At 71.2% G+C, this 18,921-nt stretch carries 14 protein-coding genes; 10 read left to right on the top strand and 4 right to left on the bottom strand.

The genetic code is table 11. The features are described from left to right. The coding region (locus JKV81_RS18285; RefSeq protein ID WP_202076816.1) for a sensor histidine kinase at nucleotides 1-2,355 on the bottom strand (2,355 nt) is incomplete at its 3' end. A gap of 369 nt (nucleotides 2,356-2,724) precedes the next feature. On the opposite strand from JKV81_RS18285, the gene JKV81_RS18290 reads away from it, so the two are divergent. Further along, on the top strand, nucleotides 2,725-3,510 hold the full coding sequence (locus JKV81_RS18290) for a protein phosphatase 2C domain-containing protein (RefSeq protein WP_129265416.1): 786 nt from the start codon (nucleotides 2,725-2,727) through the stop codon (nucleotides 3,508-3,510). Nucleotides 3,511-3,536: 26 nt separating this feature from the next. Here the strand turns inward: JKV81_RS18290 and JKV81_RS18295 are convergent, their stop codons facing one another. After that, a complete protein-coding gene (locus tag JKV81_RS18295) occupies nucleotides 3,537-4,034 on the bottom strand; it encodes a MarR family winged helix-turn-helix transcriptional regulator (protein WP_236057065.1) in 498 nt (165 codons plus the stop codon). A 237-nt stretch (nucleotides 4,035-4,271) separates the two neighbouring features. Between JKV81_RS18295 and JKV81_RS18300 the strand changes: the two genes are divergently transcribed. Next, a complete protein-coding gene (locus JKV81_RS18300; protein WP_129265414.1) occupies nucleotides 4,272-5,114 on the top strand; it encodes a lysozyme in 843 nt (280 codons plus the stop codon). 182 nt (nucleotides 5,115-5,296) lie between these two features. After that, complete coding sequence (locus tag JKV81_RS18305; RefSeq protein ID WP_236057070.1) at nucleotides 5,297-6,049, top strand: polysaccharide deacetylase family protein; 753 nt, start codon at nucleotides 5,297-5,299, stop codon at nucleotides 6,047-6,049. A gap of 96 nt (nucleotides 6,050-6,145) precedes the next feature. On the opposite strand, the gene lon is transcribed toward JKV81_RS18305, so the two are convergent. Beyond that, on the bottom strand, nucleotides 6,146-8,572 hold the full coding sequence (lon, locus tag JKV81_RS18310; RefSeq protein WP_202076818.1) for an endopeptidase La: 2,427 nt from the start codon (nucleotides 8,570-8,572) through the stop codon (nucleotides 6,146-6,148). Between the two features lie 345 nt (nucleotides 8,573-8,917). Between lon and JKV81_RS18315 the strand changes: the two genes are divergently transcribed. The 5 genes from JKV81_RS18315 to JKV81_RS18335 all read left to right on the top strand — a co-directional run bounded on the left by JKV81_RS18315 (nucleotide 8,918) and on the right by JKV81_RS18335 (nucleotide 15,985). Further along, a complete protein-coding gene (locus JKV81_RS18315; protein ID WP_129265412.1) occupies nucleotides 8,918-9,601 on the top strand; it encodes a spermidine synthase family protein in 684 nt (227 codons plus the stop codon). Between the two features lie 231 nt (nucleotides 9,602-9,832). Next, nucleotides 9,833-10,570: a response regulator transcription factor gene (locus JKV81_RS18320; RefSeq protein ID WP_014154105.1), complete on the top strand. Its 738-nt coding sequence runs from the start codon at nucleotides 9,833-9,835 to the stop codon at nucleotides 10,568-10,570. Then, complete coding sequence (locus JKV81_RS18325; protein ID WP_129265411.1) at nucleotides 10,567-11,643, top strand: HAMP domain-containing sensor histidine kinase; 1,077 nt, start codon at nucleotides 10,567-10,569, stop codon at nucleotides 11,641-11,643. Before JKV81_RS18320 ends, JKV81_RS18325 begins: the two co-directional genes overlap by 4 nt. A gap of 260 nt (nucleotides 11,644-11,903) precedes the next feature. After that, on the top strand, nucleotides 11,904-15,716 hold the full coding sequence (locus tag JKV81_RS18330) for a multifunctional oxoglutarate decarboxylase/oxoglutarate dehydrogenase thiamine pyrophosphate-binding subunit/dihydrolipoyllysine-residue succinyltransferase subunit (RefSeq protein WP_129265410.1): 3,813 nt from the start codon (nucleotides 11,904-11,906) through the stop codon (nucleotides 15,714-15,716). Nucleotides 15,717-15,805: 89 nt separating this feature from the next. Continuing rightward, the gene (locus JKV81_RS18335; protein ID WP_014048295.1) at nucleotides 15,806-15,985 is read left to right on the top strand and encodes a DUF6104 family protein; all 180 of its coding nucleotides are present in this window, start codon (nucleotides 15,806-15,808) and stop codon (nucleotides 15,983-15,985) included. Nucleotides 15,986-16,000: 15 nt separating this feature from the next. Here JKV81_RS18335 and JKV81_RS18340 read toward each other — a convergent pair whose 3' ends face one another. Beyond that, nucleotides 16,001-16,849, bottom strand: coding sequence for a hypothetical protein (locus JKV81_RS18340; RefSeq protein WP_202076820.1), 849 nt, complete (start codon nucleotides 16,847-16,849; stop codon nucleotides 16,001-16,003). Between the two features lie 166 nt (nucleotides 16,850-17,015). Between JKV81_RS18340 and JKV81_RS18345 the strand changes: the two genes are divergently transcribed. Both JKV81_RS18345 and JKV81_RS18350 read left to right on the top strand, forming a co-directional pair. Then, nucleotides 17,016-17,873 carry a DUF4097 family beta strand repeat-containing protein gene (locus tag JKV81_RS18345; protein ID WP_129265409.1) on the top strand — a complete coding sequence of 286 codons (858 nt, stop codon included), beginning with the start codon at nucleotides 17,016-17,018 and terminating at the stop codon, nucleotides 17,871-17,873. A gap of 1 nt (nucleotide 17,874) precedes the next feature. Continuing rightward, the gene (locus JKV81_RS18350) at nucleotides 17,875-18,855 is read left to right on the top strand and encodes a PadR family transcriptional regulator (protein ID WP_129265408.1); all 981 of its coding nucleotides are present in this window, start codon (nucleotides 17,875-17,877) and stop codon (nucleotides 18,853-18,855) included. The last annotated feature ends 66 nt before the right edge of the window (nucleotides 18,856-18,921 follow it).

The raw sequence follows: 18,921 nt of genomic DNA on the forward strand, positions 1-18,921 counted from the left end.
CGGTGCGGGCTCGGTGGGCGCGGGATCGGCCGGTGCGGGCTCGGCCTCGGCGGCGGGCGCCGGGGCGACGGGCTCGGTCGGGGCCGTCGGCTGCGGGGCCGCCGTCTCCAGGGTCCGCTCGGCGGCCGCGATCAGCGGGTCCTCCCCCGGCAGGGGCGAACGGGGCGGCAGCGCGTTGGAGTTCGCCTCGGCGACCGATCCCGGGAGGTTCAGCGTGGGCGCGTCCCCGGACAGCGGCACGGGCGGCGGCGAGGACGCGGGCGGCGCCTTGGGCAGCAGCGCCTGCGGAAGGACGACGACCGCGGTCACCCCGCTCCCCTTCTGCTCGCGCAGCTGCACCCGCACGCCGTGGCGGGCCGCCAGCAGCGAGGTCACCTGAAGACCCAGCCCGGCACCGTCCGCGGCCTGTTCGCCCGCCTCGAAGGACGCCGGGTCGGCCAGCCTGGCATTGAGTTCGCCCATCCGGACCGCCGACATGCCGATGCCCTCGTCCTGGACGGAGAGCATCACCTCCCCGGTCTCCAGCAGCCAGCCGGAGAGCTCGACATGGGAGTCGGGCGGGGAGAAGGAGGTGGCGTTCTCCAGGAGTTCGGCGACGAGGTGGCTCAGGTCGTCGGCGGCGAAGCCCGCGATCTGCGCGTGCGGCGGCAGGGACTGGATGGTGACCCGCTCGTACCGCTCGATCTCGCTGACGGCGGCCCGCATGACGTCGACGAGCGGGATCGGGCCCGCGTGCCCCTGGTTGTGGTCGGTCCCGGCGAGGACCAGCATGTTCTCGCTGTGGCGCCGCATGACGGTGGCCATGTGGTCCAGCTTGAAGAGGGTCGCCAGGCGCTCCGGGTCCTGCTCGCGCTCCTCCAGCCCCTCGATGACGCCGAGCTGGCGCTCCACGAGACCGAGCGTGCGCAGCGACAGGTTGACGAAGGTGTGGTGGACCGTGTTCCGCAGCCGTTCGAGCTGGCTGGTGAGTTCCGCCACCGTGACCTGGAGTTCGGCGCGCTGGAGCGTGAGGGCCTCGCGGCCGGCGATGAGCTCGCCCCGCTCGCTCTGCAGGCCCTCCAGCCGGCCGGTGACGTCGTGGTGCAGTCCGTGCAGCTTGCCGTGCAGGGCGTTGATGGACCGTACGACCTGGGCGAACTCGTCGTTGCGCCCGGTGTAGCGGACCGGTTCGGCGGTCTCGGGTTCGGCGGCGATGCGCCCGGCCCCGATCCGCAGGACGGCGAGCGGCTGGGTGAGGGTGCGGGCGACGGCGGTGGAGACGCCGACGGCGATCAGCAGGCAGCCGCCGAGCAGGGCCAGGCGGAGCTCCAGCGCGGTGACGTCGTCGTCGCGCAGCCCCTCCAGGCGCTTGACCTGCTCGGTGCCCAGCGCGGACTCGACCCCGCGCATGCGGTCGATCCGGGCGGAGAGCGCCGCCTGGACCTTCTTGGGGTCGGCCGCCCGGTCGGAGTCGGACAGCTCGGGCCGGTCGGTGAACCGGGTGAGGTACTTCTCCGCGCTGGTGACCTCGGGGCCGGTGACCGTGGAGGCCAGCCGGTCGCGGGCGGAGGGCCCGGCCGCCTGGTCGAACTCGGCGAGGGAGGCGAGCTCGCGCACCCGCGCCTGCTGGGCGGCGGCGCTCAGTTCGTCGCGGTCGCGGTCGTTCTCGCTGCCGCCCTCGTCCTGGGTCTGCACGGGCAGTCCGGTGAACGGGTCGATCTGCTGCTGCGGCTTCGTGCCGGGCACCGCGAGCGCGGCCAGGATCAGCCCCCTGGTGGCCGAGGCCTGCTCCACGGCTCCGCCGAGGGCGAGCGGGGCGCGGGTGGCGTCGGCGGCGCGCGGCGGGGTCTTCCGGTCGAGCTCGTCGGCGAGGCCGTGGAGCTTGTCGATGACCTCGGAGTACGCCTGGTACGCCTCCATCGCCGAGCCCTTGCCGGTGAGTGCGGTCCGGCGGAGCGAGGGGATGGCGGCGAGGTCCCGGCTCAGCGACGCCGGGGCGGCCTCCCGGATCTCGTCCACCTGCTGGTCGACCCGGGCCGCGGGGCTCGTGGTGCCGGACGTGGCGTCCTCGTCCTCACGGCCGCCCGCGATGTGGGCGGTCACCTCGTCGCGCTCGTCCGCGAGGGAGTGCGCGAGGGTGATCGCCTGCTGGTTCAGCTCGGCCAGCGTGACCAGCCGCTGGGACTCGTTGAGATCGGAGGACGCGCCGAGGGCCGCCGGGGCGCCCGCAGCGATGACCGTGATCCCCACGACGGCAACGCCGGCGACGAGCCGGCTGCGTACCCGCACGGTTCGCTTGGCGGCACCCGCTGCCTGAGGCATCGCCCCGGGCCCCTCGCGCGTGCTGTCCTTGCTCCGAGGCCGCTTCTTCTGCACCGGTGCTCGCAATCTTGACTCGTCCGCCCTTGAAGCAGAGGTGACGCACGGTCACGTGAATGGGCGCCCGCCCTCGTGTGCCCCGTACGGCTTCTGACCATTCCAGCGCTTTTGAGAGGGGGCCGTGCATCAACCGCTCCGCCACTCGAACGAGTGAACCGCACTCCGGAGTTGGCGAACAAGTCTCCCCACAGGCGCCGCAGGCCATGCACGGACCACCGGGTGGAACTTCGGGCCAGGCTTTGGCAGTATGCCCGCCCGCATATGCACGGAGCCCTGAATTCCGCCCGGGACGGCCATCTGACCTGCTGGTACGGTCCAACCGCCGGATCGTGCAGGGTACGTGAAGGCATCGTGCAGACTGGCCGGATGCGTATCGAACTCGCCACCGCACCCGGCAGCCCCGAACGCCCCAACGAGGACTGGGCGTCGGCCGTCGCCCCGGCGGCAGGCCAGGGCGGTGTCCTCGTTCTGCTCGACGGCGTCACGCCTCCGGCGGGCAGCGACGGCTGCGTGCACTCGGTCCCGTGGTTCACCGCGCGGCTCGGAGGCTCCCTGGCCGAACTGTCCGCTTCGCGGCGGGATCTGACCCTGGCCGAGATCCTTTCGGCGTCCATCCGGCGCACCGCCGACACCCACCGTTCGCTGTGTGACCTTTCTCACCCGCGTACGCCTCAGGCAACGGTGGTCCTCGCGCGTTGGGACGAGGGGCGGGTCGAGCACCTGGTGCTGTCCGACTCGGCCCTGCTCGTCGAGGCCCCCGACGGCACGGTCCGGCCGCTGCTCGACGACCGCATCGACCGGCTGCCGCCGGGCTCGCTCGCCTCGGAGGAGATCGCCGACGCCCGCGTACGGAACAAGGAGGGCGGCTTCTTCACGGCGGCGGCCGACCCCCGGGTGGCGTCACGCGCGGTGACCGGCGAGACCCCGCGGTCCGAGGTCCGGGCGCTGGCCGCGCTGACCGACGGGGCGAGCCGCTGGACGGAGAAGTTCCGTGAGGGCGACTGGACCGCCACCCTGGACGTGCTGCGCAAGGCCGGGCCGCAGGGGCTGATCGACCGGGTGCGGGAGCTGGAGCGGGCCGACACCGGCCGCGTGTACCTGCGCCGCGGCAAGACGCATGACGACGCGACAGCGGTCCTGGTGGAGCTGTAGCGGACCCACCGGGCCGGCCGGGCGCCTCAGTCCTCGGAGCGCTCGTTGAAGTGGTGCAGCAGGCGGGCCAGTTCGGCGACCTCGGTCCGGTCCCAGTCGGCGAGGTTGCGGGCGTAGCGGCCACGGCGGGCGTCGCGGACGCTGCGGAAGCGCGCGAGGCCCTCGTCGGTGAGGTGGACGAGCGAGGCGCGGCCGTCCGCCGGGTCGGTCTCCCTCGCCACCAGGCCGAGACCCTCCAGGGCCCGCAGCTGGCGGCTCATCGTCGCCTTGCCCACCCCGAAGTAGGCGGCGAGGTCGGTGGCGCGCTGCCGGCCGGCCGACTCCAGCCGTACGAGGAGCCCGTAGGCCGCCGCTTCGAGATCCGGGTGGACCTCGCGGGCCATTTCACCGGAGTTGGCCCGTGCCCGGCGCAGAAAGACCGACAACTCCCGCTCCAGAGCGAGGAATTCATGGTCCACACCACTTCCGGCCTTCGCGCCGGGTTCCTCGCCGCTTCCGCTCCCGTGCACGTCAGCACCCCTCATACGCTTTCCCGCCGATGAAAGTTTCTTTCAGCCCCGGTCATCACCGCAGCTGGGCCAGTATTTCGTAGGCGTAGACCTCCGGCAGCGGCCAGGCCCCCTTCCGGAGCACGGGTCTACGTGCGTAGCTTCGTGAGTGCCACGGGTGGCATGTCCACACCATGGCGGCACGCACCCCAGGAGCGTCCCGCACCCGCTCCTGGGCCATGAGCTCCCCCACCGAGCCCTCGGAGGCACGCAATGCCCGTGCACAGATCCGGAACCGCAGCACCCGCCCGCCGCCGCCTCTTCGCGGGCGGCACGCTCCTCGCCGCACTCGCCCTGCTGCTCACGCTGCCCGGCGCGGCCTCGGCGGCCGGCACCGCCGCCGTCCCCGAACGGGGGACGGCGAGGATGGGCCAGGGCGTGATCGCCCACGACGGTCAGGGGGGCACCCCCTCGACCGGGACGAGCGCCGTACAGACCGAAGGCGTGGACGTCGCCAGCCACCAGGGCAACGTGGCCTGGCCGACACTGTGGAACAGCGGCGTGAAGTGGGCCTACGTCAAGGCCACCGAAGGCACGTACTACAAGAACACGTACTTCACGCAGCAGTACACCGGCTCCTACAACGTCGGCATGATCCGGGGCACGTACCACTTCGCCACCCCGGACACGACGAGCGGTGCGGCCCAGGCGAACTACTTCGTGGACAACGGCGGCGGCTGGTCCAAGGACGGCAGGACGCTGCCCGGCGTGCTGGACATCGAGTGGAATCCGTACGGCGCGCAGTGCTACGGCAAGACCCAGGCCGCCATGGTCGCCTGGATCCGCGACTTCGTGAACACCTACAAGGCGCGCACCGGACGTGACGCGGTGATCTACACCGCGACCAGCTGGTGGAAGGACTGCACGGGCAACAACGCGGGCTTCGGCACCACCAACCCGCTCTGGGTGGCCCGCTACAACACCACGGTCGGCGAACTCCCGGCCGGCTGGGGCGTCTACACGATCTGGCAGTACACGTCGTCGGGCCCGACGGTCGGCGACCACAACCACTTCAACGGCGCGCTCGACCGCGTGGTGGCCCTCGCGAACGGCTGACCCCTCCCGCCCCTCAGGTACCGAGCCCCGGTGACACGCTCCAGGTCACCGGGGCTCGGCGCTGCCCCGGCCAGCTATGCACTGCGCGTATACACACTATGTATAGTCCCTGGCGTGCCGCACCACCGACGTGCGGCCGACCTGTGGGGAAGTGATGCGCTGTGTCCGTGGTGCCCGGAAAGATGCCGTCGTGGGGTACGGGGTTGGCCGCCGCTCTTGTGACGGTGCTCACCCTGACGCTCAGCGGCTGCTCGATGCAGACCACGGCCCCGGGTTCCGCCCGCGCCGACGCCGCCCCCGACGCCAAGGGGTCGTTCGGCTCCGTGGACTGCCGCAAGGCGAAGTGCATCGCCCTCACGTTCGACGCAGGCCCCGGGGAGGACACCCCGCGTCTCCTGGACATCCTCAAGGAGAAGAAGGTGCCGGCCACCTTCTTCCTGCTGGGTGAGAACCATGTCCTCAAGCACCCGGACACCGTGCGGCGCATCGCCGCCGAGGGGCACGAGGTCGCCAACCACACCTGGTCGCACGAGATCCTGACGGACAAGAAGCCCGACGAGATACGCGCCGAGCTGGAGAAGACCCAGGACGCGATAGCGAAGATCACCGGCAGGAAGCCGCGGCTGATGCGTCCGCCGCAGGGCCGTACCGACGACACGGTCTCCGGGATCAGCAAGGAGCTGGGCCTCTCCCAGATCCTCTGGAGCACGACCGCCAAGGACTACTCGACGAACGACTCCACGCTGATCCGGAGGCGGACCCTCGAACAGGCGGACAGGGACGGCATCATCCTGCTCCACGACATCTACAAGGGCACGGTGCCGGCGGTGCCGGGCATCATCGACGCGCTGCAGCGGTCCGGCTACACCTTCGTGACGGTCCCCCAGCTGATGGCCCCCGCGGAGCCGGTGCCCGGCACCGTCTACCGCCCCTGAGCCGTGTCCGTACGCGGAACGGCCCGCCTTCCGGGGGGAAGGCGGGCCGTCCGTACCGGCCGTCGGCGTGATGCCACGCCCGTCACAGCATGACGCCTACGCGGCGGCCGGGATCCTGTTCTCCGCCCTGGCCGAGGCCGGGGCGAGCGCGATCTCCAGCACCTGGCGGACATCGGTCACCGGGTGGACGTCCAGCTTCTCCAGCACCTCGGCCGGGACGTCGTCCAGGTCGGCCTCGTTGCGCTGGGGGATCACCACGGTGGTGATGCCCGCGCGGTGCGCCGCCAGCAGCTTCTGCTTGAGGCCGCCGATCGGCAGTACCCGCCCGGTCAGCGACACCTCACCGGTCATCGCCACGTCCGTACGGACGAGCCGTCCGGAGAGCAGCGAGGCCAGCGCCGTCGTCAGGGTGATACCGGCGCTCGGGCCGTCCTTGGGGACCGCGCCCGCCGGGAAGTGGATGTGCACACCCCGGTCCTTGAGGTCGGCGACCGGCAGCTCCAGCTCCGCGCCGTGCGACCGCAGGAAGCTCAGCGCGATCTGCGCCGACTCCTTCATCACGTCGCCGAGCTGACCGGTCAGGGTCAGTCCGGAGGCACCGGTCTCCGGGTCGGCCAGCGAGGCCTCGACGAACAGCACGTCGCCGCCCGCCCCGGTCACCGCGAGCCCGGTGGCCACACCCGGCACCGCGGTACGGCGCTCGGCCGGGTCCTGGGCGGACTCGGGCACGTGGTGCGGCCGGCCGATCAGACCGCGCAGGTCCTCGTCGGTCACCGTGAACGGCAGCTCCCGGTCACCCAGTTCGTGCTGCGCGGCGACCTTGCGGAGCAGCCGGGCGACCGCCCGCTCCAGGTTCCGCACGCCCGCCTCCCGGGTGTACTCGCCGGCGAGCTTGCGCAGCGCCGACTCGTCGAGCCCGACCTCGTCCTTCTCCAGGCCCGCCCGCTCCAGCTGACGCGGGAGCAGGTGGTCCCGGGCGATGACGACCTTCTCGTCCTCGGTGTAGCCGTCCAGCGTGACCAGCTCCATGCGGTCGAGCAGGGCCTCCGGGATGGCGTCGAGGACGTTGGCCGTGGCCAGGAACACCACGTCGCTGAGGTCGAGTTCGACCTCCAGGTAGTGGTCGCGGAAGGTGTGGTTCTGCGCCGGGTCGAGCACTTCGAGCAGCGCGGCCGCCGGGTCGCCCCGGAAGTCCGAGCCGACCTTGTCGATCTCGTCGAGCAGGACGACCGGGTTCATCGAACCGGCCTCCTTGATCGCCCTGACGATGCGCCCGGGAAGCGCGCCGACGTACGTACGCCGGTGGCCCCGGATCTCCGCCTCGTCCCGGACACCGCCGAGCGCGACCCGGACGAACTTGCGCCCCATGGCGTGCGCGACGCTCTCGCCGAGCGAGGTCTTCCCGACGCCGGGCGGGCCGACCAGGGCCAGCACGGCACCGCCGCGCCGGCCGCCGACCACGCCGAGGCCCCGGTCGGCGCGCCTCTTGCGCACCGCGAGGTACTCGGTGATGCGTTCCTTCACGTCCTGGAGCCCGGCGTGCTCGGCGTCCAGGATCTCCTGGGCACCCTTGATGTCGTAGGCGTCCTCGGTCCGCTCGTTCCAGGGGAGTTCGAGGACGGTGTCCAGCCAGGTCCGGATCCAGGAGCCCTCGGGGCTCTGGTCGGAGGCGCGCTCCAGCTTCTCGACCTCCTTGAGCGCGGCCTCACGGACGTTGCCGGGAAGGTCGGCGGCCTCGACACGGGCCCGGTAGTCGTCGGACTCGTCCTCAGGGTCGCCGTTGAGCTCGGAGAGCTCCTTGCGTACGGCCTCCATCTGGCGCCGCAGCAGGAATTCGCGCTGCTGCTTGTCGACGCCCTCCTGGACGTCCTTGGCGATGGATTCGGCCACATCCTGTTCGGCGAGGTGCTCGCCGAGCCACTGGATGGCGAGCTTCAGCCGGGCGACCGGGTCCACGGTCTCCAGCAGCTGGACCTTCTGGGCGGTGGTGAGGAAGGGCGAGTAACCGGAGTTGTCGGCGAGCGCGGAGATGTCCTCGATCTGCTGGACCCGGTCCACGACCTGCCAGGCACCGCGCTTCTTCAGCCAGCTGGTGGCGAGCGCCTTGTACTCCTTGGCGAGCTCGGCGGCGGAACCCGGCAGGGGGTCGGGCACCGTTACGTCGATCCTGGTGCCCTCGACCCACAGCGCACTCCCGGGCCCACTGGTCCCGGCACCGATCCGTACCCGGTCACGGGCCCGGATGAGGGCGCCCGGGTCGCCGTCCGAAAGACGGCCGACCTGTTCGACCGTGCCCAGGACGCCGGTCCCGGTGTAGTTCCCGTCGATACGCGGCACGAGCAGCGCCTCGGGCTTGCCGCCCCCGGGCCGCGCGACGGCCTGCGCGGCCTCGACGGCGGCGCGCACCTCCGTGTCCGACAGGTCGAGCGGCACCACCATTCCGGGCAGCACGACCTCGTCGTCCAGCGGCAGCACGGGCAGGTCGACCGGCGTGGACGCCTTGGCATTCGACTCAGCAGTCATGATCTCCCCTTCGGCAGGCAAGTTGAGCTATGTGGACTCAATGCTTGTGAGCTCATGAATGTTCCCCCGGCGGTGTTCGCTCTCAGCGATCACCCACATCACCCCGCTCGACCTGCGAGGACCGGGGCGGGAACCGGGCCCGCACGGACTCCGCACCACACCCCGCTCCTACGGCAGCACCCCAGGAGGCACGACCATTCCCGGGACGTCCGAGGCCCGGGTACCGATCGCGCGCCCCGGAGGGTGAGACCGCGGGAATCGACTGGCCCGCGACCCCGCTGACAGGCGAAACTGGGCGGCTGCACGAGAGAGCCGCCGCCTACCCGGAGACCGGAGACCGCGCCCATGCCCGCCACAGATGCCCACCGCCCCGTCGTCCTCGACCGGCGCGAAGGCCCCTTCGGTGAAGTCGTCCTGCGTGAGCACGGCGACGACTTCGAGATCATCGCCAACGGATGCTTCCTGATGGACACCTCCGACGGGCGTTCCGAGCGGCTGCTGATCGACGCGGCGCTCGCGGCGCTGCCCGCGGACCGCCGGGATCCGTCGGTGCTGATCGGCGGGCTCGGCGTCGGCTTCTCCCTGGTGCGGGCGGCCGGCGAACCGCGCTGGGGCCGGATCGCGGTCGTCGAGCGGGAACAGGCCATCGTGGACTGGCACCTGGACGGACCGCTCGGCCGGATCTCCGGGGACGCCCTCGCCGACCCCCGGACCGAGATCCTCCGCACGGACCTCGTCGACCATCTGCGTACGACCACGGAGCGTTACGACGCGCTCTGCCTGGACATCGACAACGGCCCCGACTGGACCGTCACCCAGGACAACGGAAACCTCTATTCACCCACCGGCCTGGCGGCCTGCCGGGCCCGTCTGACGCCCGGCGGAATCCTCGCCGTGTGGTCCGCGCAGCCGTCCGAAGCCTTCGGCGACGCTTTGCGGAATGCCGGATTCCACGCAGTAACGACCGAAGAAGTAGCGGTTGCCCGAGGTGTGCCGGACGTGGTCCATCTCGCACTCCGGGGCGACTGAACCCCCACGAGGTGTCCACATCCCTGCCGCACCATGGATCTACGGCGTAAGTCCGCCGATCCGTCTCCTTTCCCGTGGGTAACACCTTCACGACGGACAACACCCTGCGTAGCCGAGAGGCGCCTTCTGCCTTTACGCTCTGACCGGCACACAGGAACCACGACGTAATCCACAAGCGATAACCGTGCCTCCGGGGGAATGGCCTCCGCGAGAACGGGCAGGGGCGGGGCGATGGAACAGACACACACCACCCACAACGGCGTCGCGGCCACCCCCGGGGCTCAGCGCCGGGTGCTGGTGGTAGAGGACGACGCAACGATCGTCGACGCCATTTCCGCCCGGCTGCGGGCCGAGGGCTTCCTGGTGCAGACCGCACTGGACGGGCCGGCGGCCGTCGACGCGGCCGAGGCCTGGCAGCCCGACCTGATGGTGCTCGACATCATGCTTCCGGGCTTCGACGGCCTGGAGGTCTGCCGCCGCGTGCAGGCCCAGCGCCCCGTGCCGGTGCTGATGCTCACCGCACGCGACGACGAGACCGACATGCTGGTCGGGCTCGGGGTCGGCGCCGACGACTACATGACCAAGCCGTTCTCGATGCGGGAGCTGGCGGCCCGGGTCCACGTCCTGCTGCGCCGGGTCGAGCGGGCCGCGCTGGCCGCCGTGACGCCGCGCAGCGGCATCCTGCGCCTCGGCGAGCTGGAGATCGACCACGCGCAGCGCCGTGTCCGGGTGCGCGCCGACGACGTCCACCTCACCCCGACCGAGTTCGACCTGCTGGTCTGCCTGGCCAACACACCGCGCGCGGTGCTGTCCCGGGAGCAGCTGCTGGCCGAGGTCTGGGACTGGGCGGACGCCTCCGGGACCCGCACGGTCGACAGCCACATCAAGGCCCTGCGCCGGAAGATCGGCGCCGAGCGGATCCGTACCGTGCACGGCGTCGGCTACGCCCTGGAGACCCCCGCGCCATGACCCGGCCCGGCTCGGGACTGCGGCCCTTCTCGATCAAGGCCAAGCTTGGCACGCTCGTGGTGGTCTCCGTGTTCATCACGACCGGACTCCTGATCGTCGCCCTGCGGACCAGGACCGAATTCCGGTTCATCACGGTCTTCTCGGTGATCGCCACCCTGCTGATCACCCAGTTCGTGGCGCACGGCCTGACCGCGCCGCTGGACGAGATGCGCGCCGTCGCACGGTCGATCTCGCACGGCGACTACACGAGACGGGTGAGCGGCGCCGGGCGGCGTGACGAGCTCGGCGACCTGGCGCAGACGATCAACCGCATGGCGGACGATCTGGAGGCGGAGGACCGGCACCGCAAGGAGCTGGTGGCCAATGTCTCCCACGAGCTGCGCACCCCGATCGCGGCGCTCAGAGCCGTCCTGGAGAACGTGGTGGACGGGGTGTCCGCCGCGGATCCCGAGACGATGCGTACGGCGCTGAAACAGACCGAGCGCCTGGGCCGGCTGGTGGAGACCCTGCTGGACCTCTCCCGGCTGGACAACGGCGTGGTGGCGATCAAGGCGCGCCGCTTCGAGGTGTGGCCGTACCTGTCCGGTGTGCTGAAGGAGGCGAACCTCGCCGCCTCGCAGCGCCGGCTCTCCTCCGGCTCGGGCAACCACTCCCGTACGGACGTCCATCTGCACCTCGACGTGTCGCCGCCCGAGCTGACGGCGCACGCGGACGCGGAGCGCCTGCACCAGGTGGTCGCCAACCTCATCGACAACGCCGTCAAGCACAGCCCGCCGCACGGCCGGGTCACCGTGCTGGCGCGGCGCGGGGAGTACCCGGAGTCGCTGGAGCTGGAGGTCATCGACGAGGGGCCCGGCATCCCGGAGGCCGAGCGCCACCGGGTCTTCGAGCGCTTCAACCGCGGCCAGGCGCCGTCCCCGCACGGGCCGGGCTCCGACGGCGGTACGGGGCTGGGTCTCGCCATCGCCCGCTGGGCGGTGGATCTGCACGGCGGCCGCATCGGCGTGGCCGAATCCGCCCGTGGCTGCCGGATCCAGGTCACTCTTCCGGGGACCGCACAGACACAGGGTTGACCCCGCGTTCGAAGCGGAGGGACCCGTTTCTCCCTCCCGTCCGGGAAAGAGATACGGTCCAGGGGGCCTTAGCACTGGCCTCGCGTACCCGAAGGGCAGCGGAACCCTGCTTGTTTCCCGCCATTTCATGCGCCGAAACCCGGCTTCCGATGTGATGTGCACGACGAAGACCGGCCCGGCCTGCACGTAACGGCTCGGGAGGCGTAGCCTTGATTTCCGCTGTCCATCACCTTGTGAAGCGGAAGAGGGCGGTTGCCGCCGTGTCGTCTCAGTCCCCCAGTAACTCGAGCATCTCGACCGATCAAGAAGCGGGCTCCGGGTCCAACCCGGCGGCCGCTTTCGGCCCCAATGAGTGGCTAGTCGACGAGATCTACCAGCAGTACCTCCAGGACCCCAATTCGGTCGACCGCGCCTGGTGGGACTTCTTCGCCGACTACAAGCCGGGCACGTCCGGCACGGCGGACAAGCCCGTCCCCGCACCCGCGGGAGCGGTGCCGGCGGCCCCCGCCGCGAACACCGTGAACAACACCGCACCGGCGCAGACCGAGGCGCAGGCCCCGGCCGCGCCCCCCGCCGCTCCGGCCAAGCCCGCGGCGGCCGCTCCGGCGGCTCCCGCGAAGGCGCCGGCCGCCCCCGCGAAGGCCGCGCCCGTGAAGGCGGCGGCCCCGGCCCCCGCCAAGGCGGACGCGCCGGCCGAGGCCCCCGCCGGCCCCGAGTACGTGACGCTGCGCGGCCCGTCGGCCGCCGTCGCGAAGAACATGAACGCCTCCCTGGAGCTGCCGACGGCCACGTCGGTCCGCGCCGTGCCGGTGAAGCTGCTCTTCGACAACCGCATCGTCATCAACAACCACCTGAAGCGCGCCCGCGGCGGGAAGATCTCCTTCACGCACCTCATCGGGTACGCGATGGTGCAGGCCCTCAAGGCCATGCCGTCGATGAACTACTCGTTCGCGGTGAAGGACGGCAAGCCGACCCTGGTCAAGCCCGAGCACGTCAACCTCGGCCTGGCCATCGACCTGGTGAAGCCGAACGGCGACCGCCAGCTGGTCGTCGCGGCCATCAAGAAGGCCGAGACGCTCAACTTCTTCGAGTTCTGGCAGGCCTACGAGGACATCGTCCGCCGTGCCCGCGTCGGCAAGCTCGGCATGGACGACTTCTCCGGAGTCACCGCCTCGCTGACCAACCCCGGCGGCATCGGCACCGTCCACTCGGTGCCGCGCCTGATGCCCGGACAGGGCCTCATCATGGGCGTCGGCGCGATGGACTACCCGGCGGAGTTCCAGGGCACCTCGCAGGACACCCTGAACAAGCTGGGCATCTCGAAGGTCATGACCCTGACCTCGACGTACGACCACCGGGTCATCCAGGGTGCCGCGTCCGGCGAGTTCCTCCGCGTCCTGTCGCAGCTGCTGCTCGGCGAGAACGACTTCTACGACGAGATCTTCAAGGCGCTGCGGATCCCCTACGAGCCGGTCCGCTGGCTCAAGGACATCGACGCCTCGCACGACGACGACGTCACCAAGGCCGCGCGGGTCTTCGAGCTGATCCACTCCTACCGGGTCCGCGGCCACGTCATGGCCGACACCGACCCGCTGGAGTACCGCCAGCGCAAGCACCCCGACCTGGACATCACCGAGCACGGCCTCACCCTGTGGGACCTGGAGCGGGACTTCGCGGTCGGCGGTTTCGCCGGCAAGACGATGATGAAGCTCCGCGACATCCTCGGCGTGCTGCGTGAGTCGTACTGCCGCACCACCGGCATCGAGTTCATGCACATCCAGGAGCCCAAGGAGCGCAAGTGGCTCCAGGACCGGGTGGAGCGTCCGCGCCCCGCTCCGGAGCGCGAGGAGCAGCTGCGGATCCTGCGCCGCCTCAACGCCGCCGAGGCGTTCGAGACGTTCCTGCAGACGAAGTACGTCGGCCAGAAGCGGTTCTCGCTGGAGGGCGGCGAGTCCGTCATCCCGCTGCTCGACGCGGTCATCGACTCCGCCGCCGAGGCGCGGCTGGACGAGGTCGTCATCGGCATGGCCCACCGCGGCCGGCTGAACGTCCTGGCGAACATCGTCGGCAAGTCGTACGCGCAGATCTTCCGGGAGTTCGAGGGCAACCTCGACCCGCGGTCGATGCACGGCTCCGGTGACGTCAAGTACCACCTGGGCGCCGAGGGCACCTTCACCGGTCTGGACGGCGAGCAGATCAAGGTCTCGCTGGCCGCCAACCCCTCGCACCTGGAGGCGGTCGACCCTGTCCTGGAGGGCATCGCCCGCGCCAAGCAGGACATCATCAACAAGGGCGGCACGGACTTCACGGTCCTGCCCGTCGCGCTCCACGGCGACGCGGCCTTCGCGGGCCAGGGCGTCGTCGCCGAGACGCTCAACATGTCGCAGCTGCGCGGCTACCGCACCGGTGGCACCGTGCACGTGGTGATCAACAACCAGGTCGGCTTCACCGCCGCCCCGGAGTCCTCGCGCTCCTCGATGTACGCCACGGACGTGGCGCGCATGATCGAGGCGCCGATCATCCACGTCAACGGCGACGACCCGGAGGCCGTGGTCCGCGTCGCGCGGCTCGCCTTCGAGTACCGGCAGACGTTCAACAAGGACGTCGTCATCGACCTCATCTGCTACCGCCGCCGCGGTCACAACGAGGGCGACAACCCGGAGTTCACCAACCCGCAGATGTACACCCTGATCGACAAGAAGCGCTCGGTGCGCAAGCTCTACACCGAGTCCCTCATCGGTCGCGGCGACATCACGCTGGAAGAGGCCGAGCAGGCCCTCCAAGACTTCCAGGGCCAGCTGGAGAAGGTGTTCGCGGAGGTCCGCGAGGCCACCTCGGCGCCGTCCCAGCCGCACGTCCCGGACGTCCAGGCCGAGTTCCCGGTCGCCGTGACCACCGCGGTCTCCTCGGAGGTCGTGAAGCTGGTCGCCGAGTCGCAGGTGAACATCCCGGACGGGATCACCGTCCACCCGCGTCTGCTGCCGCAGATGCAGCGCCGTGCCGCCTCCGTGGAGAACGGCACGATCGACTGGGGCATGGGCGAGACCCTGGCCATCGGTTCGCTGCTCATGGAGGGCACCCCGGTCCGGCTCGCCGGCCAGGACACCCGCCGTGGCACGTTCGGCCAGCGGCACGCCGTCCTCGTGGACCAGAAGACCGGCGAGGACTACACCCCGCTGCTCTACCTCTCCGACGACCAGGCCCGTTACAACGTCTACGACTCGCTGCTCAGCGAGTACGCGGCGATGGGCTTCGAGTACGGCTACTCGTTGGCCCGCCCGGAGTCCCTGGTCATCTGGGAGGCGCAGTTCGGTGACTTCGTCAACGGCGCGCAGACCGTCGTGGACGAGTTCATCTCCTCGGCCGAGCAGAAGTGGGGCCAGACGTCCGGCGTCACCCTGCTGCTCCCGCACGGCTACGAGGGCCAGGGCCCGGACCACTCGTCCGCCCGTCCGGAGCGTTTCCTGCAGATGTGCGCGCAGGACAACATGACGGTCGCGATGCCGACCCTGCCGTCGAACTACTTCCACCTCCTGCGGTGGCAGGTGCACAACCCGCACCACAAGCCGCTCATCGTCTTCACCCCGAAGTCGATGCTGCGTCTGAAGGCGGCGGCCTCGAAGGTGGAGGAGTTCACCACCGGCGGCTTCCGTCCGGTCATCGGTGACGAGTCGGTCAAGGCCGAGGCGGTCCGCAAGGTCGTCTTCGTCTCCGGCAAGCTCTACTACGACCTGGACGCCGAGCGCGAGAAGCGTGGTGACACGGAGACGGCGATCATCCGTCTGGAGCGTCTGTACCCGCTGCCGGGTGCCGAGATCCAGGCCGAGATCGCCAAGTACCCGAACGCCGAGAAGTACCTCTGGGCCCAGGAGGAGCCGGCGAACCAGGGTGCGTGGCCGTTCATCGCGCTCAACCTGATCGACCACCTGGACCTGGCCGTCGGTGCCGACGTCCCGCACGGTGAGCGCCTGCGCCGCATCTCGCGTCCGCACGGCTCGTCCCCGGCGGTCGGCTCGGCCAAGCGCCACCAGGCCGAGCAGGCCCAGCTGGTCGCCGAGGTCTTCGAGGCCTGATCAGCGGCTGTACGTCACGGAGGACCCGGTCCCGCGAGCATCTCGCGGGGCCGGGTCCTCCGGCTTTCCGGCCTCGTTATTCTGGTCGCATGTACTTCACGGACCGTGGCATCGAGGAACTGGAGAAGCGGCGCGGCGAGGAGGAGGTCACCTTCGAGTGGCTCGCCGAGCAGCTCCGTACGTTCGTCGACCTCAACCCCGACTTCGAGGTCCCCGTCGAGCGTCTCGCGACCTGGCTGGCCCGGCTGGACGACGACGAGGACGAGTAGTCACCGCCCGGGCAGTCACCGTCCGGGGTTTTCCGCGCCCCTGAAGCGGTTGTACGCGAACCCCAGAAGGCCCTGTACGAGAAGGATCAGGCCCGCGGTGACCCAGCCGCCGCTGCGCCTGCGCGCGCCCCACACGGTGAGGGGCAGACCGGTGGCGACCTGCGCCGTCGCCACGGCGCGGGCCCTCGGGCCGAGCATCCAGGGGCCGAGGCTGCCGCTCTCGACGGCGTCGAGCTCCGCCCGTACGGCATCGCGCCAGCCGGCCCATTCGATCTGCTCCGCCTGCGGATGGATCCCGGCGACCGAACGCAGCCGGTCGCCGGGCTCGCCGGGGGTGAGACCGGGCGGCAGAGCCACCCCGGCCCGGGTGAGGACGGCGAGGAGTCCGCGCAGCCGGGCGGCGGCGTCCGCCTCCGGGTCCGCACGGGTGAGTGCCTCCAGCGCCTGGACGTCCAGCACGGGGTCGAGGCCCAGCCGGGCGGCGGAGGTCCGCATGGCCTCCTCCTCGGCGGCCGGGGTGCCGTCGGCGAGCCAGGTGTAGCCCACCGGCCGCCTGAAGCCCGAGGCGAGGGTGTAGCCGGACCGGTCGTCGTCCCACCAGAGGGCGAGCACCGGCCAGGTGGAGCCCACGGCCAGGGCGGTGGCCCAGCCGCCGACGACCCGGTCGACGGGTTCGGCGCCTCCGTCGGCCGCGGCGCCCTCGCGGGGGTCCTTCCGCCAGGGCTTCCCCTCGGGGACGAGCACGCTCCAGCCGTCCCCGGCGGGCACGAGCAGCATGCGCTCCCGCAGCAGATGGGCCACGGGCCGTACGGTCTCGGGTTCGGCCCGGCACAGGAGCAGGGCACCCACGGAAGTCGCGGTCATGCTCCACACGCTAGGGCAATGTGCCCGCATATGAGCCATTTCGGCACCTATCTGCCCCTCCTTGAGCCCTCTCCGATTCGGCCTTGACTTTCCTCAACCGCGATATATCGTGTTCTCAAGAAGACGCGATATGTTGCGTCACGCCACCCAGTGGGAGGTCAGATCCATGCCTGAGTCGACGCGGACCGTCGCCGAGCCCCAGAAGCTCACCTTCGACGACCCCGTGACAGCACTCCACGTGCGCATCGTCGACGGCATGATCAATGTCGTCGGCACCGACGAACCGACCGCCCGGCTGGAGGTGTCCGCGATCGACGGGCCGCCGCTGATCGTGACCCAGAAGGGCGGCACCCTGACCGTCGCCTACGAGGATCTGCCGTGGCAGGGCATCCTCGGCTGGCTCGACCGCAGGAGTCCTCGCCGCAGTGCCGCCGTCTCGCTCGCCGTACCGGCCGGGGCGACGGTGGAGGTCGGCGCCGTCGGGGCCGAGGCGGTCGTCTCGGGGATCCGGGGCCGCACCGAGCTGCGGGGCATCTCCGGCGACAGCACGCTGGTGGGCCTCTCCGGCGTGGTCCGCGCCGAGACCGTGTCCGGCAGCCTGGAGGCCCAGACCGTCACGGGGGATCTGCGCTTCCAGTCCGTGTCCGGCGATCTGACGGTCGTGGAGGGCGCGGGCACCTCGGTCCGGGCCGAGTCCGTCACCGGGAACATGGTCCTCGACCTGGACACCTCCCCCAAGCCGACGGACATCAGACTGACCTCGGTGTCCGGCGAGATCGCCATCCGGCTGCCGCATCCCGCGGACGCGAAGGTCGAGGCCAACACCGCGAGCGGTACGGTCTCCAATGCCTTCGAGGACCTGCGCGTGGGCGGCCAGTGGGGTGCCAAGAAGATCACCGGCACCCTGGGCGCCGGCACGGGGAAGCTCAAGGCGACCACTGTCTCGGGCTCGATCGCCTTGCTGCGGCGTCCACCCGCCCAGGACCACCCGCATGACGCCGAGCCGACCGGAAAGGTGCTCTGACATGGCCCCCGTATTCGCCCACGGCCGACTGCGCCTCTACCTCCTCAAGCTGCTGGACGAGGCCCCCCGCCATGGATACGAGGTGATCCGCCTCCTGGAGGAGCGCTTCCAGGGGCTGTACGCACCGTCGGCGGGCACCGTGTATCCGCGGCTGGCCAAGCTGGAGGCGGAGGGCCTGGTCACCCACGCCACCGAGGGCGGCCGCAAGGTCTACTCCATCACCGACGCCGGACGGGCCGAGCTGGCCGGCCGGGGCGGCGAGCTGGCCGACCTGGAGCTGGAGATCCGCGAGTCGGTCTCCGAGCTGGCGGCCGAGATCCGGGACGACGTGCGCGGCGCGGCCGGCCAGCTCCGCAACGAGATGCGTGCGGCGGCCTCCGAGTCACGCCACACCTCCGCCGGCGGCAAGGGCGGCTGGGACCCCGGCCTCGGGGACAAGGAGGCCTGGCGGACGGCGAAGGAGGAGCTGCGCAAGGCCAAGCAGGAGTGGAAGGAGCAGGCGCGCCGGGCGAAGGACGAGTCCCGCAGGGCCCGGGAGGACGCCGAACAGGCCCGCCGCCAGGCCCAGGAGGCGCACGAGACGGCGCGGGAGCAGATGCAGAACGCCGCGCGTCAGGTCCAGGAGCACTTCGCGCGGGGCGACTGGCCTGCGGGGGTGCGTGACGGACTGGCCGAGATCACGGGACAGCTGGGCAACTTCGCCAGGACCGGCGCCTGGCCCACGTACAGCCGGCCCGCACCGGAGGAGCCGGACATCGAGTGGGCCGCCGACGCGACGGCCACGGGTGATCCGGCCCGTGACCTGGACCGCCTGCTGGACCGCTTCCGCGACGACATCCGTGACGCGGCCCGGGACCGGGGGGTCACCGAGGACCAGCTCGCGGAGGCCCGCCGGCATCTGGCCACGGCCGCGACGCACATCGGTTCGCTGCTGCGCGACCCGGCGGACGAGGCGAAGGGGAAGACCCCCGGCCCGTCCTGACAGGGCCGCCCTGAGCCGGCCGCCCTGGGCCGGCTCTCCCGGGGCCGGCTCTCCCGGGGCCGGCTC

It is taken from the genome of Streptomyces silvae (assembly GCF_016745505.1).
Taxonomy (GTDB): Bacteria; Actinomycetota; Actinomycetes; order Streptomycetales; family Streptomycetaceae; genus Streptomyces; species Streptomyces silvae.

What these genes read in the sequence shown, in the direction of transcription:
- JKV81_RS18290 (WP_129265416.1), top strand. Translation starts at nt 2,725, where the DNA reads ATGCGTATCGAACTCGCCACCGCACCCGGCAGCCCCGAACGCCCCAAC.
- JKV81_RS18320 (WP_014154105.1), top strand. Translation starts at nt 9,833, where the DNA reads ATGGAACAGACACACACCACCCACAACGGCGTCGCGGCCACCCCCGGG.
- JKV81_RS18340 (WP_202076820.1), bottom strand. Translation starts at nt 16,849, where the DNA reads ATGACCGCGACTTCCGTGGGTGCCCTGCTCCTGTGCCGGGCCGAACCC.
- JKV81_RS18335 (WP_014048295.1), top strand. Translation starts at nt 15,806, where the DNA reads ATGTACTTCACGGACCGTGGCATCGAGGAACTGGAGAAGCGGCGCGGC.
- JKV81_RS18325 (WP_129265411.1), top strand. Translation starts at nt 10,567, where the DNA reads ATGACCCGGCCCGGCTCGGGACTGCGGCCCTTCTCGATCAAGGCCAAG.
- lon (WP_202076818.1), bottom strand. Translation starts at nt 8,572, where the DNA reads ATGACTGCTGAGTCGAATGCCAAGGCGTCCACGCCGGTCGACCTGCCC.
- JKV81_RS18345 (WP_129265409.1), top strand. Translation starts at nt 17,016, where the DNA reads ATGCCTGAGTCGACGCGGACCGTCGCCGAGCCCCAGAAGCTCACCTTC.
- JKV81_RS18315 (WP_129265412.1), top strand. Translation starts at nt 8,918, where the DNA reads ATGCCCGCCACAGATGCCCACCGCCCCGTCGTCCTCGACCGGCGCGAA.
- JKV81_RS18295 (WP_236057065.1), bottom strand. Translation starts at nt 4,034, where the DNA reads ATGAGGGGTGCTGACGTGCACGGGAGCGGAAGCGGCGAGGAACCCGGC.
- JKV81_RS18305 (WP_236057070.1), top strand. Translation starts at nt 5,297, where the DNA reads ATGCCGTCGTGGGGTACGGGGTTGGCCGCCGCTCTTGTGACGGTGCTC.
- JKV81_RS18350 (WP_129265408.1), top strand. Translation starts at nt 17,875, where the DNA reads ATGGCCCCCGTATTCGCCCACGGCCGACTGCGCCTCTACCTCCTCAAG.
- JKV81_RS18300 (WP_129265414.1), top strand. Translation starts at nt 4,272, where the DNA reads ATGCCCGTGCACAGATCCGGAACCGCAGCACCCGCCCGCCGCCGCCTC.